Consider the following 26898-nt stretch of genomic DNA (forward strand, 5'->3'; position numbering starts at 1 on the left):
TTCTGAACGTGCAATCGCATCCGTATTCCGTTCTTACCGCGTCCGATCTGAGCGGCCAACTGATCTTCACTCCGTGCCCCGGCACCAAGGACACGTCGGTGTCCGAGGCGCTAGCCACGCTTCGCGATGCCGGCGCGGTGGCTCTGGTGACCCTGATGCCAGAAGACGAACTGCTGCAGAACGAAGTCGATCTACTTCCCGAGGAATGCCAACTGCAAGGGATCGAATGGTTCCACTTGCCAGTGGAGGATGACCAGGCGCCCGGTGAAGCTTTCTCCACTGCGTGGGAAACCAATCGAGATCGCCTCAAGGAGCTGGTCAATGGCGGCCAGAAGATCGCCATCCACTGCAAGGGCGGCTCTGGTCGCACAGGCCTGATCGCAGCCCAACTGTTGATCGAGTGCGGCATGCCCATGCGAGAAGCCGTAGCCCAGGTACAAGCCCTTCGTCCCCGTGCGATTCAGCACCCTGCACACATTAACTACATCAGCCAGTTCGACAAAAAATCGCCGAACGCTCGCTAACCGCACTCGAGAACAAAAACATGGCCATCAAAGTAGGCATCAATGGTTTCGGACGTATCGGTCGCCTGGCGCTGCGCGCGGCATGGAACTGGCCGGAGTTTGAGTTCGTACAGATCAATGACCCGGCTGGCGATGCTGCGACGCACGCCCACCTGATCAACTTCGACTCGGTTCACGGTCGTTGGCATCACGAAGCGAGCTCCGACGGTGACTCGGTGGTTATTGGTGGTAAGCGCATCAAGATCACGGCGAACAAAGCCATCGCTGACACTGACTGGTCGGGCTGCGATCTGGTCATCGAGGCCAGTGGCAAGATGAAGACCGTTGCCGTGCTGCAGACCTACCTGGATCAAGGTGTGAAGCGTGTTGTCGTGAGTGCGCCGGTAAAGGAAAAAGGTGCGCTGAACGTCGTAATGGGCGTCAACCAACACCTGTTCGACCCGGCTCAGCATCGCATCGTGACGGCAGCCTCCTGCACCACCAACTGCCTCGCGCCGGTGGTGAAGGTGATCCACGAAAACCTTGGTATTCGCCACGGTTCGATCACCACCATCCACGACCTGACCAACACCCAGAGCATCCTGGATCAGCCACACAAGGATCTGCGTCGTGCTCGTGCGTCAGGTATGAGCCTGATCCCTACCACCACTGGCTCTGCCACCGCCATCGCGGAGATTTTCCCGGAGCTGCGCGGCCGACTGAATGGCCACGCCGTTCGCGTCCCGCTGGCAAATGCTTCGCTGACCGACTGCGTCTTCGAAGTCGAGCGGCAGACCAGCGCGGACGAGGTCAACCAGTTGCTCAAGCGCGCCGCCGAGAATGAGCTGAAGGACATCCTTGGCTACGAGGAGCGCCCACTGGTTTCCATCGACTATCGCACCGACCCGCGCTCCTCGATCATCGATGCGCTCTCGACCATGGTTGTGAACGGTACACAGGTGAAGCTGTATGCCTGGTACGACAACGAATGGGGCTACGCCAACCGCACTGTCGAACTGGCGAAGCTGGTCGGCCTGGCTGGCTGAAGGAGCGGGGCCCGATCATGAAGGCGCTATCGTCGCTCTCACCAGAAGTTCGCCAGTACCTGCTGGTAACGGGCAACTACTGGGCTTTCACGCTCACCGATGGCGCCTTGCGCATGCTGGTGGTACTCCACTTCCATTCTTTGGGGTACTCGCCGCTACAGATCGCAGCCCTGTTCCTGTTCTATGAGTTCTTCGGTGTCGTCACCAATCTGGTTGGCGGTTACCTGGGGGCGCGGGTGGGACTGAACCGCACCATGAACATCGGACTCGCCATGCAGGTCGTGGCGCTGCTGATGCTCACCGTGCCGTCTGCCTTGCTCACGATACCGTGGGTTATGGGAGCCCAAGCGCTATCCGGCATCGCCAAGGATCTCAACAAGATGAGCGCCAAGAGCTCGATCAAGCTCCTGGTGCCAGATGCTCAGCAAGGCAAGCTCTACAAGTGGGTGGCGATCCTTACAGGCTCGAAGAATGCGCTCAAAGGCGTGGGCTTCTTCCTGGGTGGCGCGCTGCTGGCCTTGCTCGGCTTCAAAGGCGCCGTGCTGGCCATGGCCGTGGTGCTAGCCCTCATCTGGGTCGGCAGCATGCTGTCGCTGAAAAAAGACCTGGGCAAAGCCAAGGCCAAGCCCAAGTTCCGCGACATGCTCTCCAAAAGCCGAGCAATCAACATTCTCTCTGCTGCACGGATGTTCCTGTTCGGTGCTCGGGATGTCTGGTTCGTCGTCGCGCTCCCGGTCTATTTGAGCGAGACGCTGAGTTGGGACTTCTGGCTGGTCGGAGGTTTCCTTGCCGCGTGGGTGATCGGCTACGGCATCGTCCAATCCTTCGCGCCGGCATTGACCGGCAAGAAGCGAGGTCACGTCCCCGACGGTCGCGCTGCCTTCATCTGGGCGCTGATACTTGCGGTGCTGCCGGCCGCCATCGCCCTTGGTCTGGATATGAACCTCTCTGCTCAGATCGTGCTCCTGGGTGGGCTGATGCTGTTCGGGGCGCTCTTTGCCGTGAATTCCTCGCTGCACAGCTATCTGATTGTCTCGTACGCCAAGGAGGACGGCGTATCGCTGGACGTGGGGTTCTACTACATGTCCAACGCCATGGGACGCCTAATCGGCACGGTGCTTTCCGGGTGGGTATTCCAGGCCTACGGACTGGTGGCCTGCCTTTGGATCTCTGCGGCATTCGTTCTCCTGGCCGCGCTCATTTCAATCGCCTTGCCCAGACATGCAGAGGTGGTGACCACCCCGAACTGACTAGGGGTGTGAATGCATGAGACTCCTGCCTTCCTGGGCAAGGCAGGCCCGAAGACCTGATGCAATGTGGAGGCACATCATGAACAGGTTGATAGGGTTACTACCGCTTCTCGTCTCCGCACTGTGGCTTAGCGCGTGCGACAAACCGAGCGACGCCCACAAACCCGTTGCCGGCATCGAACAACCGATTGCCGGCAGCTGGTTCGATGGTCAGTGGCGGGCCGAAGCATCATCCGCATCGAGTCCGCCCCTCCTTACGATCTCTGCAGAGGGGCTGCGCTGGGGGGACTGCAAGGCCTCTGGCGACGGGCAGGTCAGCATCAATGGAAAGCAGGCAACCTATGCCATCACGAGCGGATTCGACTGCATCAGCAGGGACGCGACATTGACTGGCGTGGTGTTAACCCAACGGGGCAATTGCGAGCTTCTGTTGGAAGCGTATGCCTCCGATGTCGAGATTGAGAATGGAGTTCCCGCTATCCGGAACACCTACCTCAAGAGTGGCTGTACGCCGTAGCGGCAAGAGGGCGTAATAAACTTCATGTGCAACTTATCGTCAGGCTGACACGTTCACCATGGCACCAAACCAGCTTCTGATCGGGAAATCAGCGTTCATCGTCAGGGCGCAGTCTCTGCCCAATGGCTACAACCAGCGCCCTGGCATGACCCTGTTGCTGGCTGACGGCGAACCGCTCGAGTTGGAGATCGATGGTTTACCAGCCGCCACCTCGGAGGCTTGGCTGTTGGCACCCGAAATACGTCGCCGTTTCCTGCGCCCGCAGCCGCATACGAGCATCACCGTCGAGCCAAGCCACCCGTCATATCTTCGAATGTTGCGCTGGGCCCGTAGCAGCCCTGATGCGGCGCTTCGAGTCGACGTACCAGTTGCCTCTCGCTTCAGGCTGGCCTCCGCAACCACGCAGCAGACCTTCGATGACGCGCTGAATGAGTTGCTTGCTCTGCATGAGCAGCCAGAGATCACACCAAGCCCGCGCCTGGAGTATCTGTTGTCACTGGTCGAGGCATCAGGCGAAGACAGCACCGCAGAGCAGATTTGGGGAGCATTCCGGTCTCGCTATTCCAGTACCCAAGCACACTGCTCCCACTGGCTACAGGAGTCGCTCGGTTTGCCACTGCGCAAATTGCTGCTGTGGCGAAAGCTCCGGCGTGCCCTGGAGGGGCTCAATGACCCGAATGGAGCCACCGCCGTCGCTCATGAAGCAGGTTTTGCCGACTCAGCCCACCTGTCCCGCATCTGCCTGCGGACTTTCGGGCTTCGCCCTTCACAGGCGAACAACAACAAAATCCTTCAAGTAAGCTGGCTGCAGGATTGCTGAAACTCTCCCTCACATCTTGAGGGAGGCATTAGATGCCACATCTGGACACCTGGGCTGTCAGCGGCCTTCTGGTTTTACTGGGAAGCTTCGAGTTGCTTGCCGGACGCATGCTGAACAGGCGCCAATCCGACGAGCTTGCCGTTGACGCGATCAGCCTTGCCCAGTTCGCATTGCTGATTAAACCAGCAGTCATCGCCGGAGCTGCGTTGATCCTGGCCCAACTGGCACCTGGCGCAGCTGGTCAGCTGGGCTCGCTTCCACTTTGGCAGGCGGTTCTGCTGGTCATAATCCCTGCTGACTTCATGCACTACTGGTACCACCGACTAGGCCACACCATTCCTTTCATGTGGCACATGCACCGTACCCACCACACCGCAACGGCAATGAGCATCAGCGTTGCCTACCGGGAGAACTGGCGTTGGTTCTTGTTCATGCCGGACATCTGGTACGCCGGGGCTCTCGTCTATCTCGGCCTAGGCGAGGCGGTGCTCATCGCTCACCTGATTTTCGGTTGCGCCAACGTATTGGTGCACAGCGCGTTCGCCTGGGACAAGGTGCTCTACAAATGGCGCTGGCTGGCGCCCGCTACCTGGCTGCTAGAGCGGCTGGTTCAGCTGCCTAGCACGCACCGCGCGCATCACGCCGAGCTTGATGAGCACGGCAAGCCGCCCCATCACAACTTCGCCCAGTTGCTGTTCATCTGGGACACGCTGTTCGGAACCGCGAACTTCACTCGCGACCGATACCCAGAGCGATATGGAATCCCGAATGATCCTGGTGATCCGTGGTGTGCCCAGCTGTGGTGGCCCTTCTGCAGATCGCGGAAAGCAGATAGTGAATACAGGTGAAGCCGGCGACGAGGCGTCCGTAAACGTCCGCTATGGGCCGGTAGCGGCTGCTATCGGCTGCAGCAGGTCGTGGCTACGGTGTGACTGTTGTGGCCGCATGCAAGCGGTGGTCAGCACGAATGCATATGCTCGGCCAGGAGTTGGTCAGGAGGAATGCAATCGGGTGGCCAAGTCAGTGCAATTGCGCAGGTGACAACAATGCCGGCAAGTCAACATTGCTGGAAGCAGTGGACCTGGTGCTTGGCCCAGAACGCCTCAGTCGCCGCCCCGTAATAGACGAGCACGATTTCTATGCCGGGACGTATGTAGACCCGGTCAAAAAAGAGGTGGTTCCGATCCAGATCGAGGTTATTGTCGCCGGCCTCTCCGATGAGCAGCAGCGGCATTTCCGCGACCACATCGAATGGTGGGATGCGCAGGCCAAAACGTTACTTGTGGGGGCTCCCCCGGAAAGGACAGACGCCCCTCACGTTGGTGCAGCAATGCGCGTCTTCTTCAACGGCTGGTATGACGTAGAAGAGGATGACTTCTCTGGGGATACCTATTACGCCACTCCTGAAACACCGGATGGTTCCTACCTGCGCTTCTCTGCACCCGACAAGCGAAAGTGCGGTTTTCTCTATTTGCGCACCCTGCGAACCGGCACCCGTGCACTCAGCTTGGAGCGAGGCTCTTTGTTGGACGTGATCCTTCGACTGAAGGAGACACGACTGACAATGTGGGAGGACCTGCTCGACCAGCTAAGGGCACTGCCAGTTGGAGAGACCGAAGACATCGGCGAGCTGCTTGCCGCAGTCCAAGATGCCGTGCGGCACTACGTACCATCCGACTGGGCAGAAGACCCTCACATGCGTGTCTCGGATCTCACCCGAGACACGCTCCGCCGAACACTGACCGTCTTCATGGGTACGGGCGCAAAGAGGCCGGACGGTTCCGTCTACTCTGCGCCATATCAGCACCAAGGCACTGGCACGATTAACACGCTGGTGTTGGCTCTGCTGTCCATCATCGCCGAACTCAAGCAAAGTGTAATCTTCGCGATGGAAGAGCCAGAGATCGCGCTTCCGCCGCACACCCAGAAGCGAATCATCAATTCTCTGCGCCAGAAGTCAGCACAAGCCATCTTCACCTCTCACTCACCCTACGTGCTGGAGGAGTTCGAGCCTGCCCAGGTGGTGGTTCTCAAGCGAGTGGCCGGTGTCATGACCGGAATCCCTGCTACATACCCACCATCAGTCAAGCCCAAGGCTTATCGCACCGAATTTAGAACTCGATTCTGCGAAGCCCTACTGGCCCGTTATGTACTCGTTCTTGAGGGTCGTACGGAGTACGACGCATTGGCTGCCGCCGCCCGCCGGCTTGGCGAGTTGGATCCCACACGATTCAAATCACTCGAAAACCTTGGGGTAGCCATCGTCGACGCTCGCGGGGAGACCAATGTCGCTCCGCTGGGTGCATTCTTCCGGTCACTCGGTAAGACCGTGTTTGCGGTGTTCGACAAGCAATCGCCGGAGGCACTCGCAGCCATCAAGGCCTCAGTCGATCATCCTTACGAGTCTGCGAGCGCAGGCTTCGAAGACCTGGTGCTGCAGGGCGCATCTGAGGCCGCACTCCGCAGCTATGCCGCTGCTGTAGTTGCCGGAGGCGATTGGCCGCAGCATCTCGCGGCATGGACACCAGCAGCCGCAACGCCGTTGGCTGATCTGCAGGCTGCTCTGTCGAGTTATTTCAGCTGGGCTAAGGGTGGTGGCGACGCCGGCGACTTGCTCGCCTCCTGTCAAACCGCCGACGACATGCCTGAATACGTGAGAACCACGTTGGCAGCCATCAAGAACGTCATTGAGCCACCACGGCTGCCTCCATTACCTCCCCAGGCAGCCGGCATGCCCCTTCTCCCAGAAACTGCAGCCAAGCCGGCACCATTGGCAGCCGCCTATGGAAGGTTTCAACCGTCCCCGCCCCAGCCTTCGACATGACTGAAGTGTGGAGCGATCAGAAGCGCGGCTTCCTGGCGTGCACCGGGCACGCCCTAGCGCTGGGTGGTCCTGGTGGAGGCAAAACACACGTCGCGCTGGTGAAGGCTCGCGATGAGATTCGCTCAGGAGTACTCAAGCCAGGCCAGAAGATTCTCTTCTTGAGCTTCGCCAGGCCTACCGTAGCGCGCATCATCGAAAAGGCTTCTGAGCTGATTTCTCGTGAGGACCTGAAGCAACTGGAGGTTAGTACGTACCACGGTTTTGCATGGAGCATTCTCCGGAGCCATGCCTATTTGCTGAATGGCAGGCGAAGCCTGCAGCTCCTGCCACCGCCAGAAGCAGCAGCGCATTTGACTGATATCGATAAGGCCCAACACGAAAATGAGAAGCGGCGCCTTTTCGAGCAGGAAGGCCGTCTGCATTTCGATTTGTTCGCAAGCTTGGTCAGCGACCTGCTTCGTCGAAGTGATCGGCTAAACACCATCTTCTCCGACACCTATCCCATAATCATCCTCGACGAGTTTCAGGACACAAACAGTGATGAATGGGCGCTGATTCAGCAGCTTGGAAGACGCAGTCGCCTCATTGCACTGGCAGACCCCGAACAGCGAATCTACGAGTTTCGAGGCGCTGACCCCAGGCGGGTGGGCGACTTTCTGGAGAGCTTCAGCGCCGCTCACTTCGATTTCGCCGGTGAAAACCATCGCAGCGGCGGTACCGATATCGCAACCTATGGGAACGACCTTCTCACCGGGGCGAACAAGGGCAGGACCTATCAACAGGTCAAAATCATTCGCTACGGCTTCTTATATGGAAAGAGCTCGCACTTCAGCGCCAAGACCGCAGTTTACTCGGCATTGGAACGGCTCAAGAAAGTACCGGACAAGTCGATCGCGGTTCTGGTGCCATCCAAACGGCTAATGCTTGAGCTTTCTGACTATTTCTCATCCACGTCTGATGGTCTGCCGGAGCTATATCACGACGTTGCAATGGATGCAGAGCCGCCGGCTCTAGCCGCTGGCGTTATCGCCACGCTACTGGAGGGAGGTACGGCTAGCGATGTGGCAAGCCGCATGCTCGGCGCACTTCACTCGCACATTCGCGGACGGCGCGGAGGCAAGCCTACACCTCAGACGGAGCTTGACCTGGCAGGCGCTCTTAGCGGTTTCCTTTCCACGGGAAAGATCCGCGGTGCCAAGCGCCAGTTGATTGTCAGCGAAGTTCAACGGATCTCAGAGTTGCGGCAACGACTGGAATTCACAGGTGACCCTTCGGAGGACTGGCTATATCTGCGCGGCCTGTTGGCATCCTCCACCGCGGAAGCCTTGAGGCAAGTAGCAACGGATGCCCGCTACTTACGACTTCTTCATCGAGGCTCGGTACTGCGCACCAGCTTGGGTGCCCTGTGGCGTGCCCAGGGTGGGTACAGAGGTGCTGAAGAGGCAGTCCGCAGTGCCTTGATGCAGGAGCATTTCGCTGCTGCTCAAAAAGACTGGCGCGGCATCCATCTCATGACAATTCATAAGTCCAAAGGCAAAGAGTTCGACGAGGTCATCATCTACGAAGGCCTATACCAGCGCATCGCCAAAGCCCCGCAGGACCCAAAGACCTGCGCTCAAGACCTGTTAGCTCTACGGGTAGGAGTGACTAGAGCGGTACGCCGTACTACCGTTGTGACGCCGAAGCGCGAACCTTGTCCTTTCCTGTGACTCTGCATTGCGGGGCACATCAAAGCATAGGAAGTTTCTAATTCAGAAGCGGTCCTAAAGCGGATTCAGTCATAGCAGAAAGAAATCAGGTTATTGTGACTACTTGCAAATAAGAAATCCGAAACGACGCAGGCAAGACTATCCATGTCGAGACTAAGTAGCAGAGCCACGAAGGGACTGGGCCACCACACTTGGTAACTCATAACTCTTCGTCCTGAGTTGCAACAAAGCCTCTTTCACAATTAAAATTGACTCTGCTAGAGCCCTATTTTCACTACTCTTCGCTTCACCCATCAAAGCTTCAATAACACTCATCGCCTCGGCGGCGACGTTTGCAGAATCCTTGTATTCAACCTCAAGCTCTTCGTAGGCCCAATCTACATAGCGCCACATGCTATCAAGCGAAGAGTGACCACTGAGACTCGCGACCTTTGAGAGAACAGTAGTAAGTGCCTCAACGCCAATTGACCCCCGGCTGCTCAAAGATCGAAGCCTAGCCATAACCTGCAATGTAATATATCGGTGCCTAAGCATGTGAGCGGATACCCGCTCAGTAAGGCCCGCCTCTGCCCGGAGATCAGAAAACAACTGTGACACTGTTGAGGGCGCCATCTTGAACCCCTCTCTGGTGCAAAACAGCCAGTCCAGATCTTTGAAGCCAATCTTTCTCCTCTTTAATCTCCTAATCTGAATAGAGCGAGTAACATCGATATACTCCAAGAGCATTCTAAACGTTTCGTCTGAGATAGGTATTAACCTGTAAGGATTGCCTTTTCTTTTAGATGTTCTTACGGGCAATTTCCGGTCAGCAGATGCCCCTACAATATCAGAAACTCGGATCCAAGTTAGCTCTTCTCTACGTATGCCCGTATCTGCAAGGAGAACAAGCATACATCGATCACGGCTGCGACGAAAATTAGTTTTGGCAGTCCATTCACAAGAATCCAGCAGAGCAGATATTGCATTAGAAGAAATAGGGCGAACTGTACGAGGAATGCTTGCAGGCACCATCGCATGATGCTGGGTTCGAACCCTTACAACACCTTGCTTACTCTTCAACGAACGCAAAGAAATTGTTACTTGAGCCCCCTGCCCTAATGAACCCACTAAACGCTTTCCAACCAACAAAGTTTGATACCATTCTAAGAACGATATAACCCGCAACAAAATTCTATTTATGTGGTTCCCAGAAGATTTTTTGCGCTTAATTAACCAGTCTGAAAATGAAACCAGCACATCATCACACACTTCCTCAATCACCACCTCAGACTCAAACAAAAAACGTACAAACAAGGATAGTTCTGATGCATAAGTGTTAATTGTGGAAATAGCGCTATTTGAGCGCCTAAGATGAAGGAAATAAACGTTAAGCTGCCAACATATACAACCATCTGGCCAATACATCACCCTCATTTCGGGGGCCGCCCATCGCTCCGACCTCCTCAACTTATCATATCCAGGCAAATAAAATTCTTTAGAGGAAGTGCGCCAAAGCCGACCAGCCGAAGTCATTTCACAACCTTAATGTGAGGATTTTTTTCATATCGCCGATAATGCCGTTGCAACTCAGACTCTGCTAAATCTGACCGCAACGATAATCTCTTCAGCCGTTCAAGCAAATCCAAGTATCTAGCGGTCATGTCTAGCGCAGCATCTACCGCTAACTGAGAGCTTAACTTCCAAGCATCAACATCATCAGAAGACTTTTTTCGGATCAGCTGTCGGGAGTCGCCGATGATCAAAGCAGCATCACGTAGAAGCTGGGAAAGTCCACCTTCATATAGCCCATTCACATATTTCCGTAATGTTTTATGACTTAAAGGAGTAATTCCAAGAGACTCATTATCCCAAGCAGCTAGTTTTGAAACAGAGGTGAAAGCTGATAGCTCACTCTTAGAAGGGGAAGGAGTTGCTCTAATCCTATCAAACTCAGAGATTCTACAAGCAGCGCTCCTAGCGGCAGTTTCAGATAGGACTTTGATGCTTGATGCAATTTGGCCTTTACCAAGTCGAGGCATCGGCACCCTCCCTAACTGAAACTGCCACCGTATACCTCTTTCTTTTTCCAGCATTAATTTGAATTGGGGTAGCGGTGTATACACCTTTTTCCGACAATAATTCTAGGTAATCTCTTAACTCATCCTCATGCATGACGTTGATTTTTTCAGTGCCAAAATGCTTAATAAGGATATTCCTGAGTTGCTGAACGCCATGAGATTGATCATCAGAGCAAACTGCAGAAGTAGCCAACGCAGCTTCGGATGCACTGAGCTCTTTTCCTGTTAAGCTTTCTTTAATGTAGCGCCAGGTTTCCCCAATATCTTCATGCCCCATAAACCAAGAAAGCGCCGGCAAGGAATTCTCCAATCCTCCGAAGTGAAAAAATGTCATAGCAAAATAGCGGCGAAGTTGATGTGGGAGCACCACCCATCGTTCTCCCGAGTTATCAACAAGTTTTAGGTACTCACTAAGCTCCTTTAGAAAAACATAAGCATCAGCCACATTGAATGGAGAGGCACCTCTGACGTTAACTTTAAAAAACGCCTGCGACTTAAATAAAATATCACTTGAAGGCACTATGATTTGCCAAAGTTTTTTTAGCGCATTTAAAGATAATAAACACTCATAAACAAGGCGCGGAACCGGCTTTTCCATCGGCTCACGCATATTATCAAACCCAGTTTTCCTCAGTAAAACAGAAAGATAGAATCTACCGTCAACCTCATAACTAGCGCTTTTATCCAGATCAACCAGTTCATTTCTGCGACAACTAGTCAGGACACCGATCAAGCAGAAGCAGACGGCCGTATGAAGCCTCAACAAGAAAATCGAGAATGGAAACTGAGTTCTAATTTTTGCCTCAGAGATAAGAGGATCCACCTGCATTCGTCTGTAAGCATCAAAAGCAGAGACCAGTCCATCTGGAATCGGAACAATTTCTTCTGATATGGATAACGCCGTAAACACTGAAACATTCGACTCATCCATTATCGACCGTGAAAGAGGAACAACTTCATTGCAGTAATAGTTGAGTGCCGGATACGTATCAATCATCCATTTGCCGCAACCGAACATAAGACTTCTTCCCGTAGAAAGAGGCAAGGTTCTTGTTCTACCGTTTCCTCCGATGCGGAAAGGCCGCACAATATCCGATATTAAATAAGGATTACCTATTTCTACATGCGATTGAATAGGCAGAGAAGATAGCAGTTCACAGAAATTAACCATCCAGTTTGATAGAGCAGTTGTGGCTCTTGATGCCCCGTTCTCGCTGGACTTACCTCCAGCCTCACAATCAAACCCATGCGTCAAGTATCTTCTGAACTCGGTAGATTGAGATAACCGTTTGTAGTCAACCCCCAAAGCAGCCGCAGCGAAGCGCAAATTTAGATTACCGTTACCATCCAGTGCTCCTAGTTTTCCCAAATGCTCGGAAAGTGATATTGGCTCAATTCCATCCTTGGAATTTGCTAGATAATCTTCCCAGCGCTGTATGAAAGCCCCTGTTCCACTAACACCTCCTACCTCTGCCACTCCAAGAAACTCAACTACGTCATCCACCCCAAAAATAGAAAACCCCTCTTCAGAAAACTTGTTTCCATATCGAACAGCAAGAAACTCAGCTAGCCACAACAGATATAAATGAAAGTGAAGAATGCCTCTTAACGATCTAGCGACTTTAAGAGCTCCATCATAGGCGCACACCACTATCATTTTTGCCTGTTCCAAAGGAACCGCATAAACAGGGCTTGTGAAGCTTCCGCTTGGCAAAAGCCTGTTCCAATTTAGACGAACACCACCTTTAATGGTGCCGTCTACATTCCGAACAACCACCCCTGAGTCTACGACCCATGTAGAACTTTCCAGCTCATTAAGAAGCCATGCAGGTCTGTATATATGATTTATTTTTCTAGTTGTTCGATCAAAAAAATCAATGACTCCGACCGGTAATTTGTGTCGACTCATCACCCCACCTCTGGCAGGATAACCATAGCCGACATCGCTTCTTTCTTCAAAAGCGCCTTCTTGACAAGATTACTTAAATCGCTCATTGATAACGGAAGTGGTGCCATAACTGCGTCAATGAAGTCCATCCAAAATTTCGGTGTGATGCCAGTAAGACTGTCTGGCCTATTTAGGAAGGTTGGGGTTGCTTTGTCGAGAGCATCCCGATAAAGCATTGCAACCGCAAGCGATTCAGGATCATTAGATATGACGAGTCTGGACAAGGTGGCAAAATCAAAGGTTAGCTTTTCGGATGTTTCCCTTCTTTGCGCTTCCAATTCACTTTCAAACAAATAATTATCGATGGACTTAAGAAATTCATGTAATTGTTCCACTGTTCTAAAGTCCGAAATCTTCAGCATTTCGCTTTCTTCATCCATCGCTGAAGTGATTAGTAGATTCTGATGCCTACGGATCTGCCGCTCAAAAATTGCACGCTGCAGCGCAAGCGGAATATAATTATTAATAGTAGTTTTAATGTGCTTATGGCCAAATGCCTTAGCTGTAGCAACCAAGTCGCCATTAGTATTAAGATATGTCGCCACACCCACATTTACACGAATTGCCTTATAGTTGATCTTATCTCTCCACGGCATGAGCACCGGGTGTCTATCTACAAATGAATACGCCCTTGTACTAAACTCTTCCTTACCTGTCGAACGCCAAATTGGATTCATATAAAGCGCTCCTACCAACGCCTTCTCAGAAAAGGACTTCAAGTCATAGTTCAAAGAGCTTATTCCCACCCAAAGATTAGAAGCCTCCTCGTTTCGCCCCTGCTTTCTCAACTCTTCTCGGATAGGGGCAGTCCACTCCATTACTTTCGAAATAACGTCTCTCGCCAAGTCACTCAATATTTCTGATTTCTGCTCCCTAGCTCTCGGCTTTTTAACCGTAAGGCGCAAATTATTTCCATCGGCAGACGACAGGAGGATTGCGAATCCATCCGCGTCTTCAATTTTGGCTCTGTACAATGAAGTCGAATTGAACTTTGGATGCTCTATCATTATCAAGAGCATGCAAACTGCCGCAGCCTCGCTATTCATTAATCCTAAATACGGGATGAGCTTATTCTTTCCGTATTTAGCAACATATTGCCAATGAGAATTTCCGCTGTTTGATACCGGCCTTCTGTCACTCGACTTGAATTTTCGATGAGGCTTAGGGATCCCCCCCATCTCATGATGAACAACAGAAAGTAGGTTTCCAAGCAAGTTAGGATGTCCACCGTCTGCCTCAAAGTAATGGCGCCTAGTGGAAAAATCAAAATACCTCATAAGCCACGGATTCTCTTTCATAGCCGTCAGATAACCACAGCCGGTATTCTTTATCAGCGCATCTCCTTCTGCCTGTTTCGACTTTAGTAGATTAAAGTCCTCTAGCGCGCACGACTTAATTGTATCCAGCACACGATTTATTCTAGCAGTGTACTCGGTCAGGTACCTTTCATCAGAAGCAGTTAAAGATATTGACTCAAAAAGATCGTCATTGTATGAGTTTTTATCCGGTCTAAATGATTTCGGCACCGAAACAACCGCAGCACCATCAACCACTGATTGCCTTTCAGTTAATATTTCTGATTTTCCTGGAGCTCGAACGTATGCACCTATAGTGATATTGGGGATAACTTCTGCAACTACTAGAATCTCAATTAGTCTTACGAAAGATATCCACTTATTTGAGGTCGTTGTGAGGGCCAACCCCTTTTCTGTCTCATCGGTATAAAAGCTTCTCCGAAGCTCAGATAGTTGAAGTTTGAAGTCATCCGCATCTGTATCCTTAGGTTTTTTCCAGCCTCTCTTTCTATGCATCATTGCCCAATACTGGAGAATACGCCGTATAGCGTATGTAGGGGCCGCACTTGTGTAGCGTCTAGAGAAGCGCGAAATGCCTTTCAAAAAGGGATCTGCATCCTCACCCAACCACTCAGTCAGGAAGTCAAAGCTGACGACCGTAAATCCTGACTGGCGGCCATCGTTCCTGACCTTCAGTTCTAGCCCAGACTTCTTTTTCCCTGATGAAGCTTTTCCCTTGGTGGAGCGTGCGCGCTTAGCCATTTTTGCTCTCTAGCAGCTGAGTTTCGGGCGCATGCTCCACGACGGTTCTATTTCCCTCAATAGGGTTTGCTAACAAAAGCTCCAGATGAATCCCTGTCCCTGTGGCTACCTCGGCGATCCCAGTGGCCGCTGCCGCTGCACCCCGGAACAGGTCCAGCGCTACCGGGGCAAGCTGTCCGGACCGCTGCTCGATCGCATCGACCTGCACGTCAGCGTGCTCCGCGAAAGCACCAGCCTGCAGCCAGGACACGGCGAAACCGCTACCGCCGAGGTCAGCGAACGGGTGGGCGCCGCACGGCAACGGCAACTGGCCCGCCAGGGCTGCGCCAATGCCCATCTCGATCTCCAGGCGATGCACCGCAATTGTGCACTCGCCGAAGCGGACCGCCGCTGGCTGGAGGCTGCCGGAGAGCGCCTGGAACTTTCCTTGCGCGCCTTGCATCGCATACTCAAGGTGGCCCGGACGCTGGCCGACCTGGAGCGCATCGATGCCATCGAACGCCGGCACCTGGCGGAAGCCCTGCAGTATCGGGCAATGACCTCCACGTGAAGCGTAATAATTCAGCAAAGCTATCGATTAAGGCTTTTCGAATCAAATTAGCTATCACGATGTGTTAGGCTGTTTCGTCTTCCGCCTTCGGCGGGCAATCCGATCACAAGGAGAGCTAGCTTACATGGAGACACCCACTACCCCCCGGAGCACCCTGAATCCTCCGGTCTTCTATACCTCCGCCGCCCTGATCCTGGCCCTGGTGCTGTTTACCGTGCTCCTCCAGGAAGAAGCGCAATCGCTGTTCAACCACGTCCAGCAATGGATCATCACCAACGCCAGCTGGTTCTACGTACTGGCCGTGGCGCTGATCCTGATCAGCGTGGTGTTCCTCGCCGTCAGCCGCTACGGCGACATCAAGCTCGGCCCCGACCACAGTCGTCCCGACTACCGCAACACCACCTGGTTCGCCATGCTGTTCTCCGCCGGCATGGGCATCGGCCTGATGTTCTTCGGCGTTGCCGAACCGGTGATGCACTTCACCACCCCGCCGGTGGGCGAGCCGAACACCGTGCAGGCGGCGAAGGAAGCGATGAAGCTGACCTTCTTCCACTGGGGCCTGCATGCCTGGGCGATCTACGCCATCGTCGCGCTGATCCTGGCCTTCTTCAGCTATCGCCACGGCCTGCCGCTGACCCTGCGCTCGGCGCTGTATCCGCTGATCGGCGAACGTATCTACGGCCCCATCGGCCACGCGGTGGATATCTTCGCGATCATCGGCACTGTGTTCGGCGTGGCGACTTCGCTCGGCTACGGCGTGCTGCAGATCAACAGCGGTCTGCACCACCTGTTCGGCTGGCCGGTGAACCAGACCGTGCAGATCGCCCTGATCGCCGCCACCTGCGGCCTCGCCACGCTATCGGTGGCCAGCGGACTGGACCGCGGCATCCGCATCCTGTCCGAACTGAACCTGAGCCTGGCGGTGATCCTGCTGCTCTTCGTGCTGGTCCTCGGGCCGACCGTGTTTCTCCTGCAGACCTACGTGCAGAACACCGGGGCCTACCTGTCCGACATCGTCAACAAGACCTTCAACCTGTACGCCTACGAGCCCACCGATTGGATCGGCGGCTGGACCCTGCTGTACTGGGGCTGGTGGCTGTCCTGGTCGCCCTTCGTCGGCCTGTTCATCGCCCGTATCTCGCGCGGCCGCACCATCCGCGAGTTCGTCTGCGGCGTGCTGTTCGTCCCGGCCGGCTTCACCCTGCTGTGGATGACGGTGTTCGGCGATACCGCCATCCACATGGTCCTGCAGGAGGGCTTCACCCAGTTGGCCGAAGTGGTCAACCAGGACAGTTCGGTGGCGCTGTTCGCCTTCCTCGAGCACTTCCCGCTGGGCAGCGTGATCTCGCTGGTGGCGGTGCTGATGGTGGTGGTGTTCTTCGTCACCTCGGCCGACTCCGGCGCGCTGGTGGTGGACATGCTAGCCTCCAGCGGCAAGGACCACTCGCCGCTCTGGCAGCGGATATTCTGGTCGGTGCTGATGGGCGTGGTGGCCATCGCCCTGCTCCTCGCCGATGGCCTCAAGGCGCTGCAAACCGCGACCATCGCCAGCGCGCTGCCATTCTCCATCGTGCTCCTGGCGTCGATCTGGGGCCTGTTCAAGGCGCTGCACCTGGATGCCACCAAGCGCGGCATCCGCTACCAGGCGCTGACCTTCTCCCGCCCCACCACGCGCAGCGGCGCAAGCGAGGGCGACGGTTGGCAGCGCCGCCTGCGCAACATCGCCATGTTCCCAAGGCGCAGCCACGTCAACCGCTTCATCACCGATGTGGCGCGACCGGCCTGCGAGGACGTCGCCGCCGAACTGCGCAAGCAGGGCTACGAAGTCCAGGTGCAGGACGGCGAGGACGGCCGGGTTCGGCTGGAAGTCAGCCACGGCGGCGAGGTCGATTTCATCTACGAGGTGCGTCCGCGCGCCTTCACCACGCCGAGCTTCGTGATGCGCGACACCGAGGACAGCAGCGAGTCGCGCAAGTATTTCCGCGCCGAGGTCCATCTCCAGGAAGGCGGCCAGGACTACGACATCATGGGCTGGAGCCGCGACGGCGTGATCGGCGACATCCTCGACCAGTACGAGCGGCACATGCACTTCCTGCACGTGGTGCGCTGAGGGATGCGGGGGCCGGCCAATGCCGGCCCCTCGCCGTTTCGCCTACTGGATCTGCTCCGGAGTGACGATCACCCAGTTCCTGTCCGCCGTCACCGGCAGGCCGGCCTTGGCCTGTGCGGCGGAATGCTGCTTGATCATGCCGTTGATCTGCTCCATGTACTTGGCCTTGCGGTTGACCCACAGGTGCACGCCGTTTTCCGCGGTGCCGTTGAACAGCATGTAACCGTCGCTGTCCGGGGTATCGCCGGCGACCAGGATCGGCCGCTTCCAACGGTCGATGTAGGTGAGGATCGCAGCCTGCTTGCCGGCCATCCAGGTCGCCGGGGTCCACAGGTAGGGGGTCACCTCCAGGTCGAGGTTGGCCTTGGGATCGTACTTGCCCTCGGCGATCTGCTTGCGCGCAGTGGTCAGCTCGCCGGTCTTGCGGTTCTTCAGCAGGGTGGTGACGCCGATGACGTTCTCCGGCTTGGCGTTGTAGCCATACCTGGGGTCCGCCGCGACCATCCGCACCAGTTCCTCATGGGCCGCGCTGATCACGTAGACCTCGATGCCGTTTTCCATCAGCTTGTTGTACAGCTCGCGCTGGCCGCTGAACACGCGCGGCGGCTCGACGTCGAGCGTGGCGAGCTTGTCGCCGTCGTAATAGGTGGCGGGGATCGGCTTGCCGTAGGCCATCAGTTCGTCGACATAGCCCTTCAGTTCCCTGAGGGTGAAGCCTGAGAACACCTGGGCGACCCAGGGATAGCAGACCATGTCGTCGATCTCGCAAAGCCGGTAGTAGTAGCTGAACAGGCTCTCCTTGTGCCCGGCCTGGTCCTTGAACGGGATCAGTTTCAGCGAAGGGTCGAGCCTGTCGCGGGTCAGCACGCCCTTCATTTCCAGATAGGGCAGCAGCGATTCTTCCAGGTCGTAGCGATAGCTGGTGTTGTCCATGTCGAACACGGCATAGGCGCCCTTGTTCGCGTTGGCCTCGATCAGTGCATTCAGTTGCCTGGCGGCGGGGGCCGGCCAGTGCTCGAGTTCGGTGGCGCTGGCCTGGCCGACTGCGGCGGCGAGCGCCAGCGCGGCGAGTATTCCTTTGGCGAAGGTCATGGCGGGTTCCTTTGGGCGGTTGGAAGGAAGCTCCGTCCCCTGCCGCTCCCGACAGGCAACGACCAACGACCCTAGCGCAAACCCTGCGCCCGGCCCAGCGACGGCAGCGACCTGTAACGTCGCGTCAGCGCCAGGAGTTGTCCGGCGGCGTCACGCCAGCCGCTCGACGACGGGCAGACGCATCGCCGCCACCTCCGCGAGGAGGAAGTCGCGCAATCGCTGGAAGCGTTCCTGTCCCCTGCGGGCGCGAGGCCAGACCAGGTGATAGCTTTCGCCGCTGGCCACCACCACCGGCCAGGGCAGGCCGATGCGGCCCTGGGCGACATCCTCGGCGACCATCACCAGGTCGCCGATGGACACGCCATAGCCTCGCGCGGCGGCGACGATGCCCAGTTCCAGCGTGTCGAACACCTGGCCGCCCTTGAGCGACACCTCCTCCCCCAGCCCGGTCCGTTGCAGCCAGCGTCGCCAGTCGCGACGATCCGGCGTGGGGTGCAGCAACTCGCTGTCACGCAGGCGTTGGAGGGTCCAGGGCTCCACGGCCTCGTCGGGATCGCAGACCGGCACCAGCCATTCGGCGAACAGCGCTGCCGTTTCCCATTCCGGGCTGAACTGGCCGCTGCCCAGCAACACCGCGCAGTCGAAAGGCTCGCGCTGGAAGTCCACCGAGTCCACATCCATCCAGGCACTGGTGAGCTGCACCTCGATATCCGGGTTCAGGTGGCGGAAGCGGCTCAGGCGCGGTAGCAGCCAGCGCAGGGTAAGGGTGGAAGGCGCCTTCAGGCGCAGGGTGGCGTCGTCCACACGCAGGGCGGTGCAGGCCCGTTCCAGCGCATCGAAGCCGTCGCGCAGCCCGGGCAGCAGCAGGCGTGCCGGCTCGGTCAGCTGCAACTGGCGGCCATGGCGCTCGAACAGACGACAACCGAAGTGCTCCTCCAGGGTACGGATGTGCCGGCTCACCGCGCTCTGGGTTATCGCCAGTTCCTCGCCGGCGCGGGTGAAAGAGGCGTGCCGGGCGGCAGCCTCGAAGGCGCGCAGGGCATACAGCGGGGGCAGGCGACGGGTCATTGGGGAATTACCTCTTTCATGACTTTTACTCATGCCTGGCATCTTGTTTTTCCTTTTGTGGAGCCATGCCAGTCGCACCGAGAATAGCCGCATTCTCAACGCCGACAGGCCATCGCGGCAACCATCTCCTCCTGAGCCTTACTCATCCATGTCCTCGCCATCCCTCGTCGAACTCAAAGCCATCCTGCGCCTGGCGGGCCCGTTGATCGCCGCCCAGCTGGCCTATGTCGCCATGGTCTTCACCGACACCGTGATGATGGGCAAGCTCGGCCCCGACGCGCTGGCCGCCGGCGGCCTGGGCGCGGTCAGCTACGCCTTCGTCTCGACGTTCTGTGTCGGCGTGGTGGCAGCGGTCGGCAACCTGGTGGCGATCCGTCACGGCTGCGACGACGCCGCTGGCGCCGCCGCGGCCGCTCGCTCCGGACTCTGGGTCGGCGCCGCGCTGGCCCTGGCCGCCGGCCTGCTGCTATGGAACCTGCGGCCGCTGCTCCTGGTCTTCGGCCAGGCGCCGCAGACGGTGGACGGCGCCATGCAGTTCCTCCACAGCCTGACATTCGCCCTGCCCGGCTACATGGCCTTCATGGTCCTGCGCGGCTTCACCAGCGCCATCGACCGCGCCGGCCCGGTGATGGCGATCAGCGTGCTCGGCGCGCTGGCCAACCTGGCTCTCAATTATTCCTTCATAGAAGGCCTGTTCGGCCTGCCGCGCCTGGGCCTGGCCGGTATCGGCCTGGTCACCGCCCTCGTCATGAACTGCATGCCGCTGCTGCTGGCCCTGTATATCCGCCTGCAGCCGGCCTATGCCGAGTACTCGCTGCTGCGCGGACTGGGACGGCCGCAGCGGGCGATGGTCGAGGAGATACTGCGCCTGGGGCTGCCCATCGGTGGCACCTACGCGGTGGAGTCGGGGATGTTCACGGTCGCCACCCTGTGCATGGGCATCATCGGCGATCACGCCCTGGCCGCGCACCAGATCGCCATCCAGGCGGTATACGTGGCGTTCATGGTGCCGGTGGGGTTGTCGTACGCCACCACCTACCGCATCGGCCAGCATTTCGGCGCCGGCCGCCTGCTCGAAGCACGCCGCGCCGGGCGTGTCGGCATCGGCTTCGGCGCGCTGTGCATGCTGCTCTTCGCCGGGCTCTTCTGGTGGATGCCGGAGGCCATCATCGGCCTGTTCCTCGACCGCGACGCCCCGGCCAACCGGGAGGTGGCCGCGATGGCCGTCTCGCTGCTGGCGATCGCCGCCTGGTTCGAGCTGTTCGACGGCACCCAGAACGTCGCCATGGGCGCGATCCGCGGTCTCAAGGACGCCCGCACCACCTTCCTGGTCGGCCTGGCCTGCTACTGGCTGGTCGGCGTGCCGCTGGCCTGCCTGCTGGCGTTCGCGGCCGGCTGGGGCGCCGCGGGCGTCTGGTGGGGGCTGGCCGGCGGCCTGGCCTGCGCGGCCATTGGCCTGACCCTGGCCTTCGAGTGGAAGACCGCGCGGTTGCTGCCGAAAGCCACGGCCAGCGAGGCGTCGGCGCTCAATTGCCGAGCGGCTGGCCGCGGTGCGCCGAGCGCTCGCCTATGCCCAGGAAACGCGCCAGTTCCGCCAACGGCAGCGGCGGACTGATCCAGTAGCCCTGCACCTGGTCGCAACCGAAATCGCGCAACTGCTCCTGCTGGCGCAGGGTCTCCACGCCTTCGGCAACCACTTCCAGGTTGAGGTTGTGCGCCAGGTTGATCATCGCCCGCACCAGTTGGAAGTTTTCCGCCCGCTGGTCCATGCCGCCGACGAAGCTGCGGTCGATCTTCAACAGGGTGATCGGCAGGCTATTGAGGTGGACGAAGGACGAGAAACCGGTGCCGAAGTCGTCCAGCGAAAAGCGCACGCCCAGTTGGCCGAGCGCCTGCATGGTCTGCAGCACCTGGTCGCTGCGCCGCATCACGGCGGTCTCGGTCAGTTCGAACTCGAGCCAGCGCGCGTCGACGCCGTGCTCTTCGATCAACCGTTGCAGGGTCGGCAGCAACTGGCTGTCCTGGAACTGGCGGAACGACAGGTTCACCGCCATGTGCAACGGCTCCAGACCGCGCCCGTTGAGCCACTGCATGTCGCGCAGGGCGCGGGCGATGACCCAGTAGCCGAGCGGCACGATCAGCCCGCTCTCCTCGGCCAGCGGGACGAACTCGCTGGGCGTGAGCAGGCCCCGCTCGCCGTGGCGCCAGCGCACCAGCGCCTCCAGGCCGACGATGCGCCCGCTGTCCAGGCACAGTCGCGGCTGGTAGTGCAGCTCCAGCTCGTCGCGACGCAGCGCCCGGCGCAGTTCGGCTTCGAGGTCGGCGAGGCTGCGCACGCCACGGTTGATGCGTTCGTCGAAGACATGGAAGGTGCAACCCTGGCGGCTCTTGGCCTGCTGCATGGCGATGTGCGCATGCCACATCAGCGGGTCGGCACCTTCGTCGGCACGGGCATGGGCGAGTCCCAGGCTGCAACCCAGCAACAGGCTCTCGCCATCGATCCAGTAGGGCTCGCCGAGGCATTCGACGATGCGTTCGGCGACCCGCTCGGCGCGTTGCGGATCGCGACGGGTGTCCAGCAGCAGGGCGAACTCGTCGCTGCCCAGGCGCGCCAGGCTGTCGCCGTTCTCCATGAAGCCGCGCAGGCGGTTGACCACCTGCAGGATCAGGCGGTCGCCGCCCTGGTGGCCGAGGGAATCGTTGACGTGACGGAAGTTGTCCAGGTCGAGGTGGCCGAGCACCAGGCCACGCCCGTCGAATTCGCTGAGGCGCGCCGCGAGCAGGGTCTGGAAGCCCTGGCGGTTGGCGATGCCGGTCAGCGGATCCTGCTCGGCGAGCAGTTGCAGGGTCGCCTGCAAACCCAGGCGCTCGCGCGCGTAGCGCAGGCAGCGGCGCAGGCTGTCCTCGGAAAGCTGTTCGGCGGCCAGCCAGTCGACCACCCCAACCGGCGCCTGCGCCGGTTCCTGCTGCAACAGCAGGATCACCGGCCAGGGACAGGGAGTCCCCAGCGGCAGGCAGGCCGGCGTGGCCAGGAGCAGCCCCCGGGGCTCGGCGGCGAACAGGGTGGCCGCGCCCTCCCAGGTGGTGACGATGCTCAGCGAAAAGGCAGGCCCCAGCGCTCTCAGGCGTTCACCTAGCAGTGGCGCCCAGTCCGGCGTATCCGCCAGAAGGAGCAGGCGCAAGGGTTCTGCGGGCGCTGACAAGCAACCTCCAAAGTTTTAAGAATCTTCGTAAAGAACGAACGGCATCATCCTAATGCGGTAGGGAATCTACAGCAAAATGGCGTGAACGATCTCGGGATCGGTCACAGCTTGCACGCTAATTCTCGCGGATGCCAGCCAGCCTGTTAGAATACGCCCCCGCTTCAACCCTCTCTTCCGGCCTGTTCCTATGTCCCGACTCAATCCCCGGCAGCAAGAAGCCGTGAACTACGTCGGCGGTCCCCTGCTGGTCCTGGCTGGCGCCGGCTCCGGCAAGACCAGCGTGATCACCCGCAAGATCGCCTATCTCGTCCAGCAGTGCGGTATCCGCGCCCAGTACATCGTCGCCGTGACCTTCACCAACAAGGCCGCGCGGGAGATGAAGGAGCGCGTCGGCACCCTGCTGCGCGGCGGCGAGGGCAAGGGCCTGACCGTCTCGACCTTCCACAACCTCGGCCTGAACATCATCCGCAAGGAACACGAACGGCTCGGCTACAAGCCCGGTTTCTCGATCTTCGACGAGTCGGACATCAAGGCGCTGCTGACCGACATCATGCAGAAGGAGTATTCCGGGGACGACGGCGTCGACGAGATCAAGAACTACATCGGCGCCTGGAAGAACGACCTGATCCTTCCGGAGGAGGCGCTGGAAAAGGCCCGCAACCCCAAGGAGCAGACCGCCGCGATCGTCTACCTGCATTACCAGCGCACCCTGCGCGCCTACAACGCGGTGGACTTCGACGACCTGATCCTGCAACCGGTGAAGCTGTTCCAGGAACATCCGGACGTCCTCCAGAAGTGGCAGAACAAGGTGCGCTACATGCTGGTGGACGAGTACCAGGACACCAACGCCAGCCAGTACCTGCTGGTCAAGCTGCTGGTGAAGGACCGCGCCCAGTTCACCGTGGTCGGCGACGACGATCAGTCGATCTACGCCTGGCGCGGCGCGCGTCCGGAAAACCTGATGCAGCTGAAGGAAGACTTCCCTTCGCTGAAGGTGGTGATGCTGGAGCAGAACTACCGCTCCACCAGCCGCATCCTCAAGTGCGCGAACGTCCTCATCGCCAACAACCCGCACGTATTCGAGAAGCAGTTGTGGAGCGAGATGGGCCACGGCGATCCGATCCGGGTGATCCGCTGCCGCAACGAGGACGCCGAGGCCGAGCGCATCGCCATGGAAATCCTCACCCTGCACCTGCGCACCGAGCGGCCGTACAGCGAGTTCGCCATCCTCTACCGTGGCAACCACCAGGCCAAGCTGATGGAGCTGAAGCTCCAGCACCACCAGATTCCCTATCGGCTCTCTGGCGGCACCAGCTTCTTCGGGCGCCAGGAAGTGAAGGACCTGATGTCCTACTTCCGCCTGCTGGTGAACCCCGACGACGACAACGCCTTCCTCAGGGTGATCAACGTGCCGCGCCGGGAAATCGGTTCGGCGACCCTGGAGAAGCTCGGCAACTACGCCACCCAGCGCAAGATCTCGATGTACGCCGCCTGCGACGAGATGGGCCTGGCCGAGCACCTCGACAGCCGTTTCCACGAACGCCTCCAACGCTTCAAGCGCTGGATGGACGGTATCCGCCGACAGTGCGCGGAGAACGAGCCGATCGCCGTGCTGCGCAGCATGGTGATGGACATCGACTACGAGAACTGGCTGCGGCAGAACGCCTCCAGCGACAAGGTCGCCGAATTCCGCATGAGCAACGTCTGGTTCCTCATCGAGGCACTGAAGAACACCCTCGAGCGCGACGAGGAAGGCGACATGACCATCGAGCAGGCCATCGCCAAGCTGGTCCTGCGCGACATGCTGGAGCGCCAGCAGGAAGAAGAGGAAGGCGCCGAAGGCGTGCAGATGATGACCCTGCACGCGTCGAAGGGGCTGGAGTTCCCCTACGTGTTCATCATGGGCATGGAGGAAGAGATCCTGCCCCACCGTTCCAGCATCGAGGCCGACACGGTGGAAGAGGAGCGCCGCCTGGCCTACGTCGGCATCACCCGCGCGCGGCAGAACCTGGCGATGACCTTCGCCGCCAAGCGCAAGCAATACGGCGAGATCATCGACTGCTCGCCGAGCCGCTTCCTCGACGAACTGCCCCCCGAAGACCTCGAATGGGAAGGCATGGAAGACGCCCCGCAAGAGGTCAAGGCGGCCAAGGGCAACGCCGCCCTCGCCGACATCCGCGCCATGCTCAAGCGCTGAGCCCGCCGCGCCTCGACTGTCTCGATTTTCACAAAAGTGTCTTGCCCGATGCCTAGCCTCGGGCGAGGAACTTTTGCCGCTCCACGCGCGACCAAAATTAGCTAGCTAACGAATTCCATTCGAGGACAGCTTCATGTCGAGCAAGAAAGTCGCCGAGATCGTCGTGGAAACCCTGGAAGCCGCCGGCGTCCGCCATTGCTATGGCATCGTCGGCGACACCCTCAACCATGTCACCGACGCCATCCATCGCAGCCAGATCCAGTGGGTCCACGTGCGCCACGAAGAAGCGGCGGCCTTCGCCGCGGGCGCCGAGTCCTACATCAGCGGACGCCTGACCGCCTGCGCCGGCTCCTGCGGACCGGGCAGCCTGCACTTCATCAACGGCGTCTACGAGGCCCAGCGCAACCGCGCGCCGATGGTCCTGATCGCCAGCCAGATCGTCACCCCGCAACTGGGCATGGAGTTTCCCCAGGAGGTCGACTTCAAGGCGGTCTACGCCAGCTGCTCGGTGTTCTGCGAGCAGGTGCACAGCCCGGAACAGGCGCGCCGGGTGGTGGCCCTGGCCTGCCAGGCGGCGCTCAACCGGCGCGGCGTGGCGGTGGTGATCCTGCCGGCCGACATCAGCCAGGCCACGGTGAAGGACGACCTGCCGTTCTCGGTGCATTTCCCGCAACCGGTGCTGCGCCCCAGCGACGCCGAACTGCAGGACGTCGCCCGCCTGCTGGCCCACGGCAAGAAGATCGGCATCTACGCCGGCTCCGGCTGCCAGGGCGCCCACGACCTGCTGGTGGCCCTCGCCGACCGCCTCAAGGCGCCCATCGCGCACACGTCGCGGGCCAAGGACTTCGTCGAGTACGACAACCCCTTCAACATGGGCATGACCGGTATGCTCGGGATCGAGTCCGGCTTCCACATGATGACCGAGTGCGACACCCTCCTGCTGCTCGGCGCCGACTTCGCCTGGGCGCAGTTCTATCCGCAGAAGGCCACCCTGATCCAGGTCGACCGCGATGGCAGCCACCTGGGCCGCCGCCACCCCATCGATCTCGGCGTGGTCGGCGACGTGATCCCCACCCTCGAGGCGCTCTTGCCATTGCTCGAAGCCCGCGAGGAGCGCAGCTTCCTCGACGAATGCCTGGAGCACCGCGAGCGCTCGCTGCGGACGCTGGAAAAAGAGGAGCAAGCCGGCAAGGGCGAGCTGATCCATCCGCAGCACCTGGTCAGCCTGCTCGACCAGCACGCCAGCGAGGACGCCCTGTTCACCGCCGACGGCGGCTCGGCGATGGTCTGGCTGTTGCGTCACATCCACAGCAACGGCAAGCGCCGCACCCTCACCAGCCTGGTCCACGGCACCATGGCCAACGCCATGCCCCAGGCGCTGGGACTGAAGAAGGCCTACCCCGAGCGCCAGGTGATCTCGATCTCCGGCGACGGCGGCCTGGCCATGCTGCTCGGCGACCTGCTGACGGCCATCCAGGAAAAACTGCCGATCAAGGTAGTGGTGCTGAACAATGCCTCGCTGAACTTCGTCGAGCTGGAACAGAAGGTCGAGGGCCTGCTGGACAACTACACCGACCTGCTCAACCCGGACTTCGCCCGTCTCGCCGAAGTGATCGGCTTCCACGGACGCAAGGTGACGCGCTCCGAGGAGCTCGAGACGGCGGTGCAGAAGTTCCTCGCCCAGCCCGGTCCGGCGCTGCTGGACGTGCATACCAACCCTGCGGAGCTGGTGATGCCGCCGAAGATCGAGTTCGGCCAGGTCGCCGACACCGCGCTCTACGCCGCCAAGGCCGTGCTCAGCGGGCGCTTCAAGGACGTCGAGACGCTACTGGTGAACAACCTGCTGAAATGAGCCGGCAGCGGCGCGGCCCGCCTGCCACGGGGCCGCGCCGGGCAGGCGCGGATTCCTGACCGCTCGATCATGTTCACTCGTCCGAGAGAACGTCG

The 26898-nt window shown here is 58.8% G+C and carries 19 protein-coding genes and 1 pseudogene; 13 read left to right on the top strand and 7 right to left on the bottom strand.

All coding sequences use genetic code 11. The annotated features are described in order from the left end of the window. Positions 1-8: 8 nt before the first annotated feature. The 8 genes from ACTJJX_RS16920 to ACTJJX_RS16955 all read left to right on the top strand — a co-directional run bounded on the left by ACTJJX_RS16920 (position 9) and on the right by ACTJJX_RS16955 (position 8669). Complete coding sequence (locus tag ACTJJX_RS16920) at positions 9-524, top strand: cyclin-dependent kinase inhibitor 3 family protein (protein ID WP_020750917.1); 516 nt, start codon at positions 9-11, stop codon at positions 522-524. Between the two features lie 20 nt (positions 525-544). Continuing rightward, positions 545-1549: an ArsJ-associated glyceraldehyde-3-phosphate dehydrogenase gene (locus tag ACTJJX_RS16925; RefSeq protein ID WP_003109848.1), complete on the top strand. Its 1005-nt coding sequence runs from the start codon at positions 545-547 to the stop codon at positions 1547-1549. Positions 1550-1566: 17 nt separating this feature from the next. Beyond that, positions 1567-2799: an organoarsenical effux MFS transporter ArsJ gene (gene arsJ / locus ACTJJX_RS16930; protein ID WP_003109849.1), complete on the top strand. Its 1233-nt coding sequence runs from the start codon at positions 1567-1569 to the stop codon at positions 2797-2799. A 79-nt stretch (positions 2800-2878) separates the two neighbouring features. Beyond that, entirely contained in the window at positions 2879-3316 is a 438-nt protein-coding gene (locus tag ACTJJX_RS16935; RefSeq protein ID WP_020750918.1) for a hypothetical protein, read from the top strand. Positions 3317-3374: 58 nt separating this feature from the next. Beyond that, the gene (locus tag ACTJJX_RS16940) at positions 3375-4136 is read left to right on the top strand and encodes a helix-turn-helix domain-containing protein (RefSeq protein ID WP_019396504.1); all 762 of its coding nucleotides are present in this window, start codon (positions 3375-3377) and stop codon (positions 4134-4136) included. Between the two features lie 32 nt (positions 4137-4168). Beyond that, positions 4169-4984 (top strand): sterol desaturase family protein, encoded by an 816-nt coding sequence (locus tag ACTJJX_RS16945; RefSeq protein ID WP_003109852.1) that lies wholly within the window; start codon positions 4169-4171, stop codon positions 4982-4984. 125 nt (positions 4985-5109) lie between these two features. Beyond that, a complete protein-coding gene (locus ACTJJX_RS16950) occupies positions 5110-6960 on the top strand; it encodes an ATP-dependent nuclease (protein WP_003109853.1) in 1851 nt (616 codons plus the stop codon). Then, positions 6957-8669: a UvrD-helicase domain-containing protein gene (locus ACTJJX_RS16955; protein ID WP_003117144.1), complete on the top strand. Its 1713-nt coding sequence runs from the start codon at positions 6957-6959 to the stop codon at positions 8667-8669. The genes ACTJJX_RS16950 and ACTJJX_RS16955 overlap by 4 nt, the downstream gene beginning before the upstream one ends. A 153-nt stretch (positions 8670-8822) precedes the next feature. On the opposite strand, the gene ACTJJX_RS16960 is transcribed toward ACTJJX_RS16955, so the two are convergent. From ACTJJX_RS16960 to ACTJJX_RS16975, 4 genes are all read right to left on the bottom strand, one after another. Next, positions 8823-10073, bottom strand: a complete 1251-nt coding sequence (locus ACTJJX_RS16960) for a tyrosine-type recombinase/integrase (RefSeq protein ID WP_440782012.1) — start codon at positions 10071-10073, stop codon at positions 8823-8825. Positions 10074-10177: 104 nt separating this feature from the next. Beyond that, positions 10178-10687: a hypothetical protein gene (locus ACTJJX_RS16965; protein WP_124082609.1), complete on the bottom strand. Its 510-nt coding sequence runs from the start codon at positions 10685-10687 to the stop codon at positions 10178-10180. Next, complete coding sequence (locus ACTJJX_RS16970; protein ID WP_014834171.1) at positions 10671-12635, bottom strand: integrase; 1965 nt, start codon at positions 12633-12635, stop codon at positions 10671-10673. The genes ACTJJX_RS16965 and ACTJJX_RS16970 overlap by 17 nt, the downstream gene beginning before the upstream one ends. Next, positions 12635-14731 (bottom strand): hypothetical protein, encoded by a 2097-nt coding sequence (locus ACTJJX_RS16975; RefSeq protein ID WP_020750937.1) that lies wholly within the window; start codon positions 14729-14731, stop codon positions 12635-12637. Before ACTJJX_RS16975 ends, ACTJJX_RS16970 begins: the two co-directional genes overlap by 1 nt. A gap of 85 nt (positions 14732-14816) precedes the next feature. Between ACTJJX_RS16975 and ACTJJX_RS16980 the strand changes: the two are divergent. Further along, positions 14817-15281 (top strand): annotated as a pseudogene (locus tag ACTJJX_RS16980) (ATP-binding protein); the annotation flags it as partial. Between the two features lie 124 nt (positions 15282-15405). Beyond that, positions 15406-17391: a choline BCCT transporter BetT gene (gene betT / locus ACTJJX_RS16985; RefSeq protein ID WP_003096496.1), complete on the top strand. Its 1986-nt coding sequence runs from the start codon at positions 15406-15408 to the stop codon at positions 17389-17391. 42 nt (positions 17392-17433) lie between these two features. Here betT and pchP read toward each other — a convergent pair whose 3' ends face one another. Together pchP and ACTJJX_RS16995 are read right to left on the bottom strand one after the other, a co-directional pair. Then, complete coding sequence (pchP, locus tag ACTJJX_RS16990) at positions 17434-18483, bottom strand: phosphorylcholine phosphatase (protein ID WP_003110458.1); 1050 nt, start codon at positions 18481-18483, stop codon at positions 17434-17436. 150 nt (positions 18484-18633) lie between these two features. Next, complete coding sequence (locus tag ACTJJX_RS16995) at positions 18634-19551, bottom strand: LysR substrate-binding domain-containing protein (RefSeq protein WP_016852262.1); 918 nt, start codon at positions 19549-19551, stop codon at positions 18634-18636. Positions 19552-19699: 148 nt separating this feature from the next. On the opposite strand from ACTJJX_RS16995, the gene ACTJJX_RS17000 reads away from it, so the two are divergent. Then, positions 19700-21166 carry a NorM family multidrug efflux MATE transporter gene (locus tag ACTJJX_RS17000; RefSeq protein ID WP_003114349.1) on the top strand — a complete coding sequence of 489 codons (1467 nt, stop codon included), beginning with the start codon at positions 19700-19702 and terminating at the stop codon, positions 21164-21166. Here the strand turns inward: ACTJJX_RS17000 and ACTJJX_RS17005 are convergent. Next, on the bottom strand, positions 21078-22754 hold the full coding sequence (locus ACTJJX_RS17005; protein WP_003121292.1) for a putative bifunctional diguanylate cyclase/phosphodiesterase: 1677 nt from the start codon (positions 22752-22754) through the stop codon (positions 21078-21080). The two genes, ACTJJX_RS17000 and ACTJJX_RS17005, sit on opposite strands and share 89 nt — an antisense overlap. A 187-nt stretch (positions 22755-22941) precedes the next feature. On the opposite strand from ACTJJX_RS17005, the gene rep reads away from it, so the two are divergent. Both rep and ACTJJX_RS17015 read left to right on the top strand, forming a co-directional pair. Then, complete coding sequence (rep, locus tag ACTJJX_RS17010; RefSeq protein WP_003110454.1) at positions 22942-24951, top strand: DNA helicase Rep; 2010 nt, start codon at positions 22942-22944, stop codon at positions 24949-24951. Positions 24952-25084: 133 nt separating this feature from the next. Further along, entirely contained in the window at positions 25085-26803 is a 1719-nt protein-coding gene (locus tag ACTJJX_RS17015) for a thiamine pyrophosphate-dependent enzyme (protein ID WP_016852263.1), read from the top strand. Positions 26804-26898 lie beyond the last annotated feature (95 nt).

Source organism: Pseudomonas sp. 22490 (genome assembly GCF_052044465.1).
Lineage (GTDB): Bacteria > Pseudomonadota > Gammaproteobacteria > Pseudomonadales > Pseudomonadaceae > Pseudomonas > Pseudomonas aeruginosa.

What these genes read in the sequence shown, in the direction of transcription:
- ACTJJX_RS16925 (WP_003109848.1), top strand. Translation starts at nt 545, where the DNA reads ATGGCCATCAAAGTAGGCATCAATGGTTTCGGACGTATCGGTCGCCTG.
- arsJ (WP_003109849.1), top strand. Translation starts at nt 1,567, where the DNA reads ATGAAGGCGCTATCGTCGCTCTCACCAGAAGTTCGCCAGTACCTGCTG.
- ACTJJX_RS16935 (WP_020750918.1), top strand. Translation starts at nt 2,879, where the DNA reads ATGAACAGGTTGATAGGGTTACTACCGCTTCTCGTCTCCGCACTGTGG.
- ACTJJX_RS16940 (WP_019396504.1), top strand. Translation starts at nt 3,375, where the DNA reads ATGGCACCAAACCAGCTTCTGATCGGGAAATCAGCGTTCATCGTCAGG.
- ACTJJX_RS16945 (WP_003109852.1), top strand. Translation starts at nt 4,169, where the DNA reads ATGCCACATCTGGACACCTGGGCTGTCAGCGGCCTTCTGGTTTTACTG.
- ACTJJX_RS16950 (WP_003109853.1), top strand. Translation starts at nt 5,110, where the DNA reads ATGCTCGGCCAGGAGTTGGTCAGGAGGAATGCAATCGGGTGGCCAAGT.
- ACTJJX_RS16955 (WP_003117144.1), top strand. Translation starts at nt 6,957, where the DNA reads ATGACTGAAGTGTGGAGCGATCAGAAGCGCGGCTTCCTGGCGTGCACC.
- ACTJJX_RS16960 (WP_440782012.1), bottom strand. Translation starts at nt 10,073, where the DNA reads ATGTATTGGCCAGATGGTTGTATATGTTGGCAGCTTAACGTTTATTTC.
- ACTJJX_RS16965 (WP_124082609.1), bottom strand. Translation starts at nt 10,687, where the DNA reads ATGCCTCGACTTGGTAAAGGCCAAATTGCATCAAGCATCAAAGTCCTA.
- ACTJJX_RS16970 (WP_014834171.1), bottom strand. Translation starts at nt 12,635, where the DNA reads ATGAGTCGACACAAATTACCGGTCGGAGTCATTGATTTTTTTGATCGA.
- ACTJJX_RS16975 (WP_020750937.1), bottom strand. Translation starts at nt 14,731, where the DNA reads ATGGCTAAGCGCGCACGCTCCACCAAGGGAAAAGCTTCATCAGGGAAA.
- betT (WP_003096496.1), top strand. Translation starts at nt 15,406, where the DNA reads ATGGAGACACCCACTACCCCCCGGAGCACCCTGAATCCTCCGGTCTTC.
- pchP (WP_003110458.1), bottom strand. Translation starts at nt 18,483, where the DNA reads ATGACCTTCGCCAAAGGAATACTCGCCGCGCTGGCGCTCGCCGCCGCA.
- ACTJJX_RS16995 (WP_016852262.1), bottom strand. Translation starts at nt 19,551, where the DNA reads ATGACCCGTCGCCTGCCCCCGCTGTATGCCCTGCGCGCCTTCGAGGCT.
- ACTJJX_RS17000 (WP_003114349.1), top strand. Translation starts at nt 19,700, where the DNA reads ATGTCCTCGCCATCCCTCGTCGAACTCAAAGCCATCCTGCGCCTGGCG.
- rep (WP_003110454.1), top strand. Translation starts at nt 22,942, where the DNA reads ATGTCCCGACTCAATCCCCGGCAGCAAGAAGCCGTGAACTACGTCGGC.
- ACTJJX_RS17015 (WP_016852263.1), top strand. Translation starts at nt 25,085, where the DNA reads ATGTCGAGCAAGAAAGTCGCCGAGATCGTCGTGGAAACCCTGGAAGCC.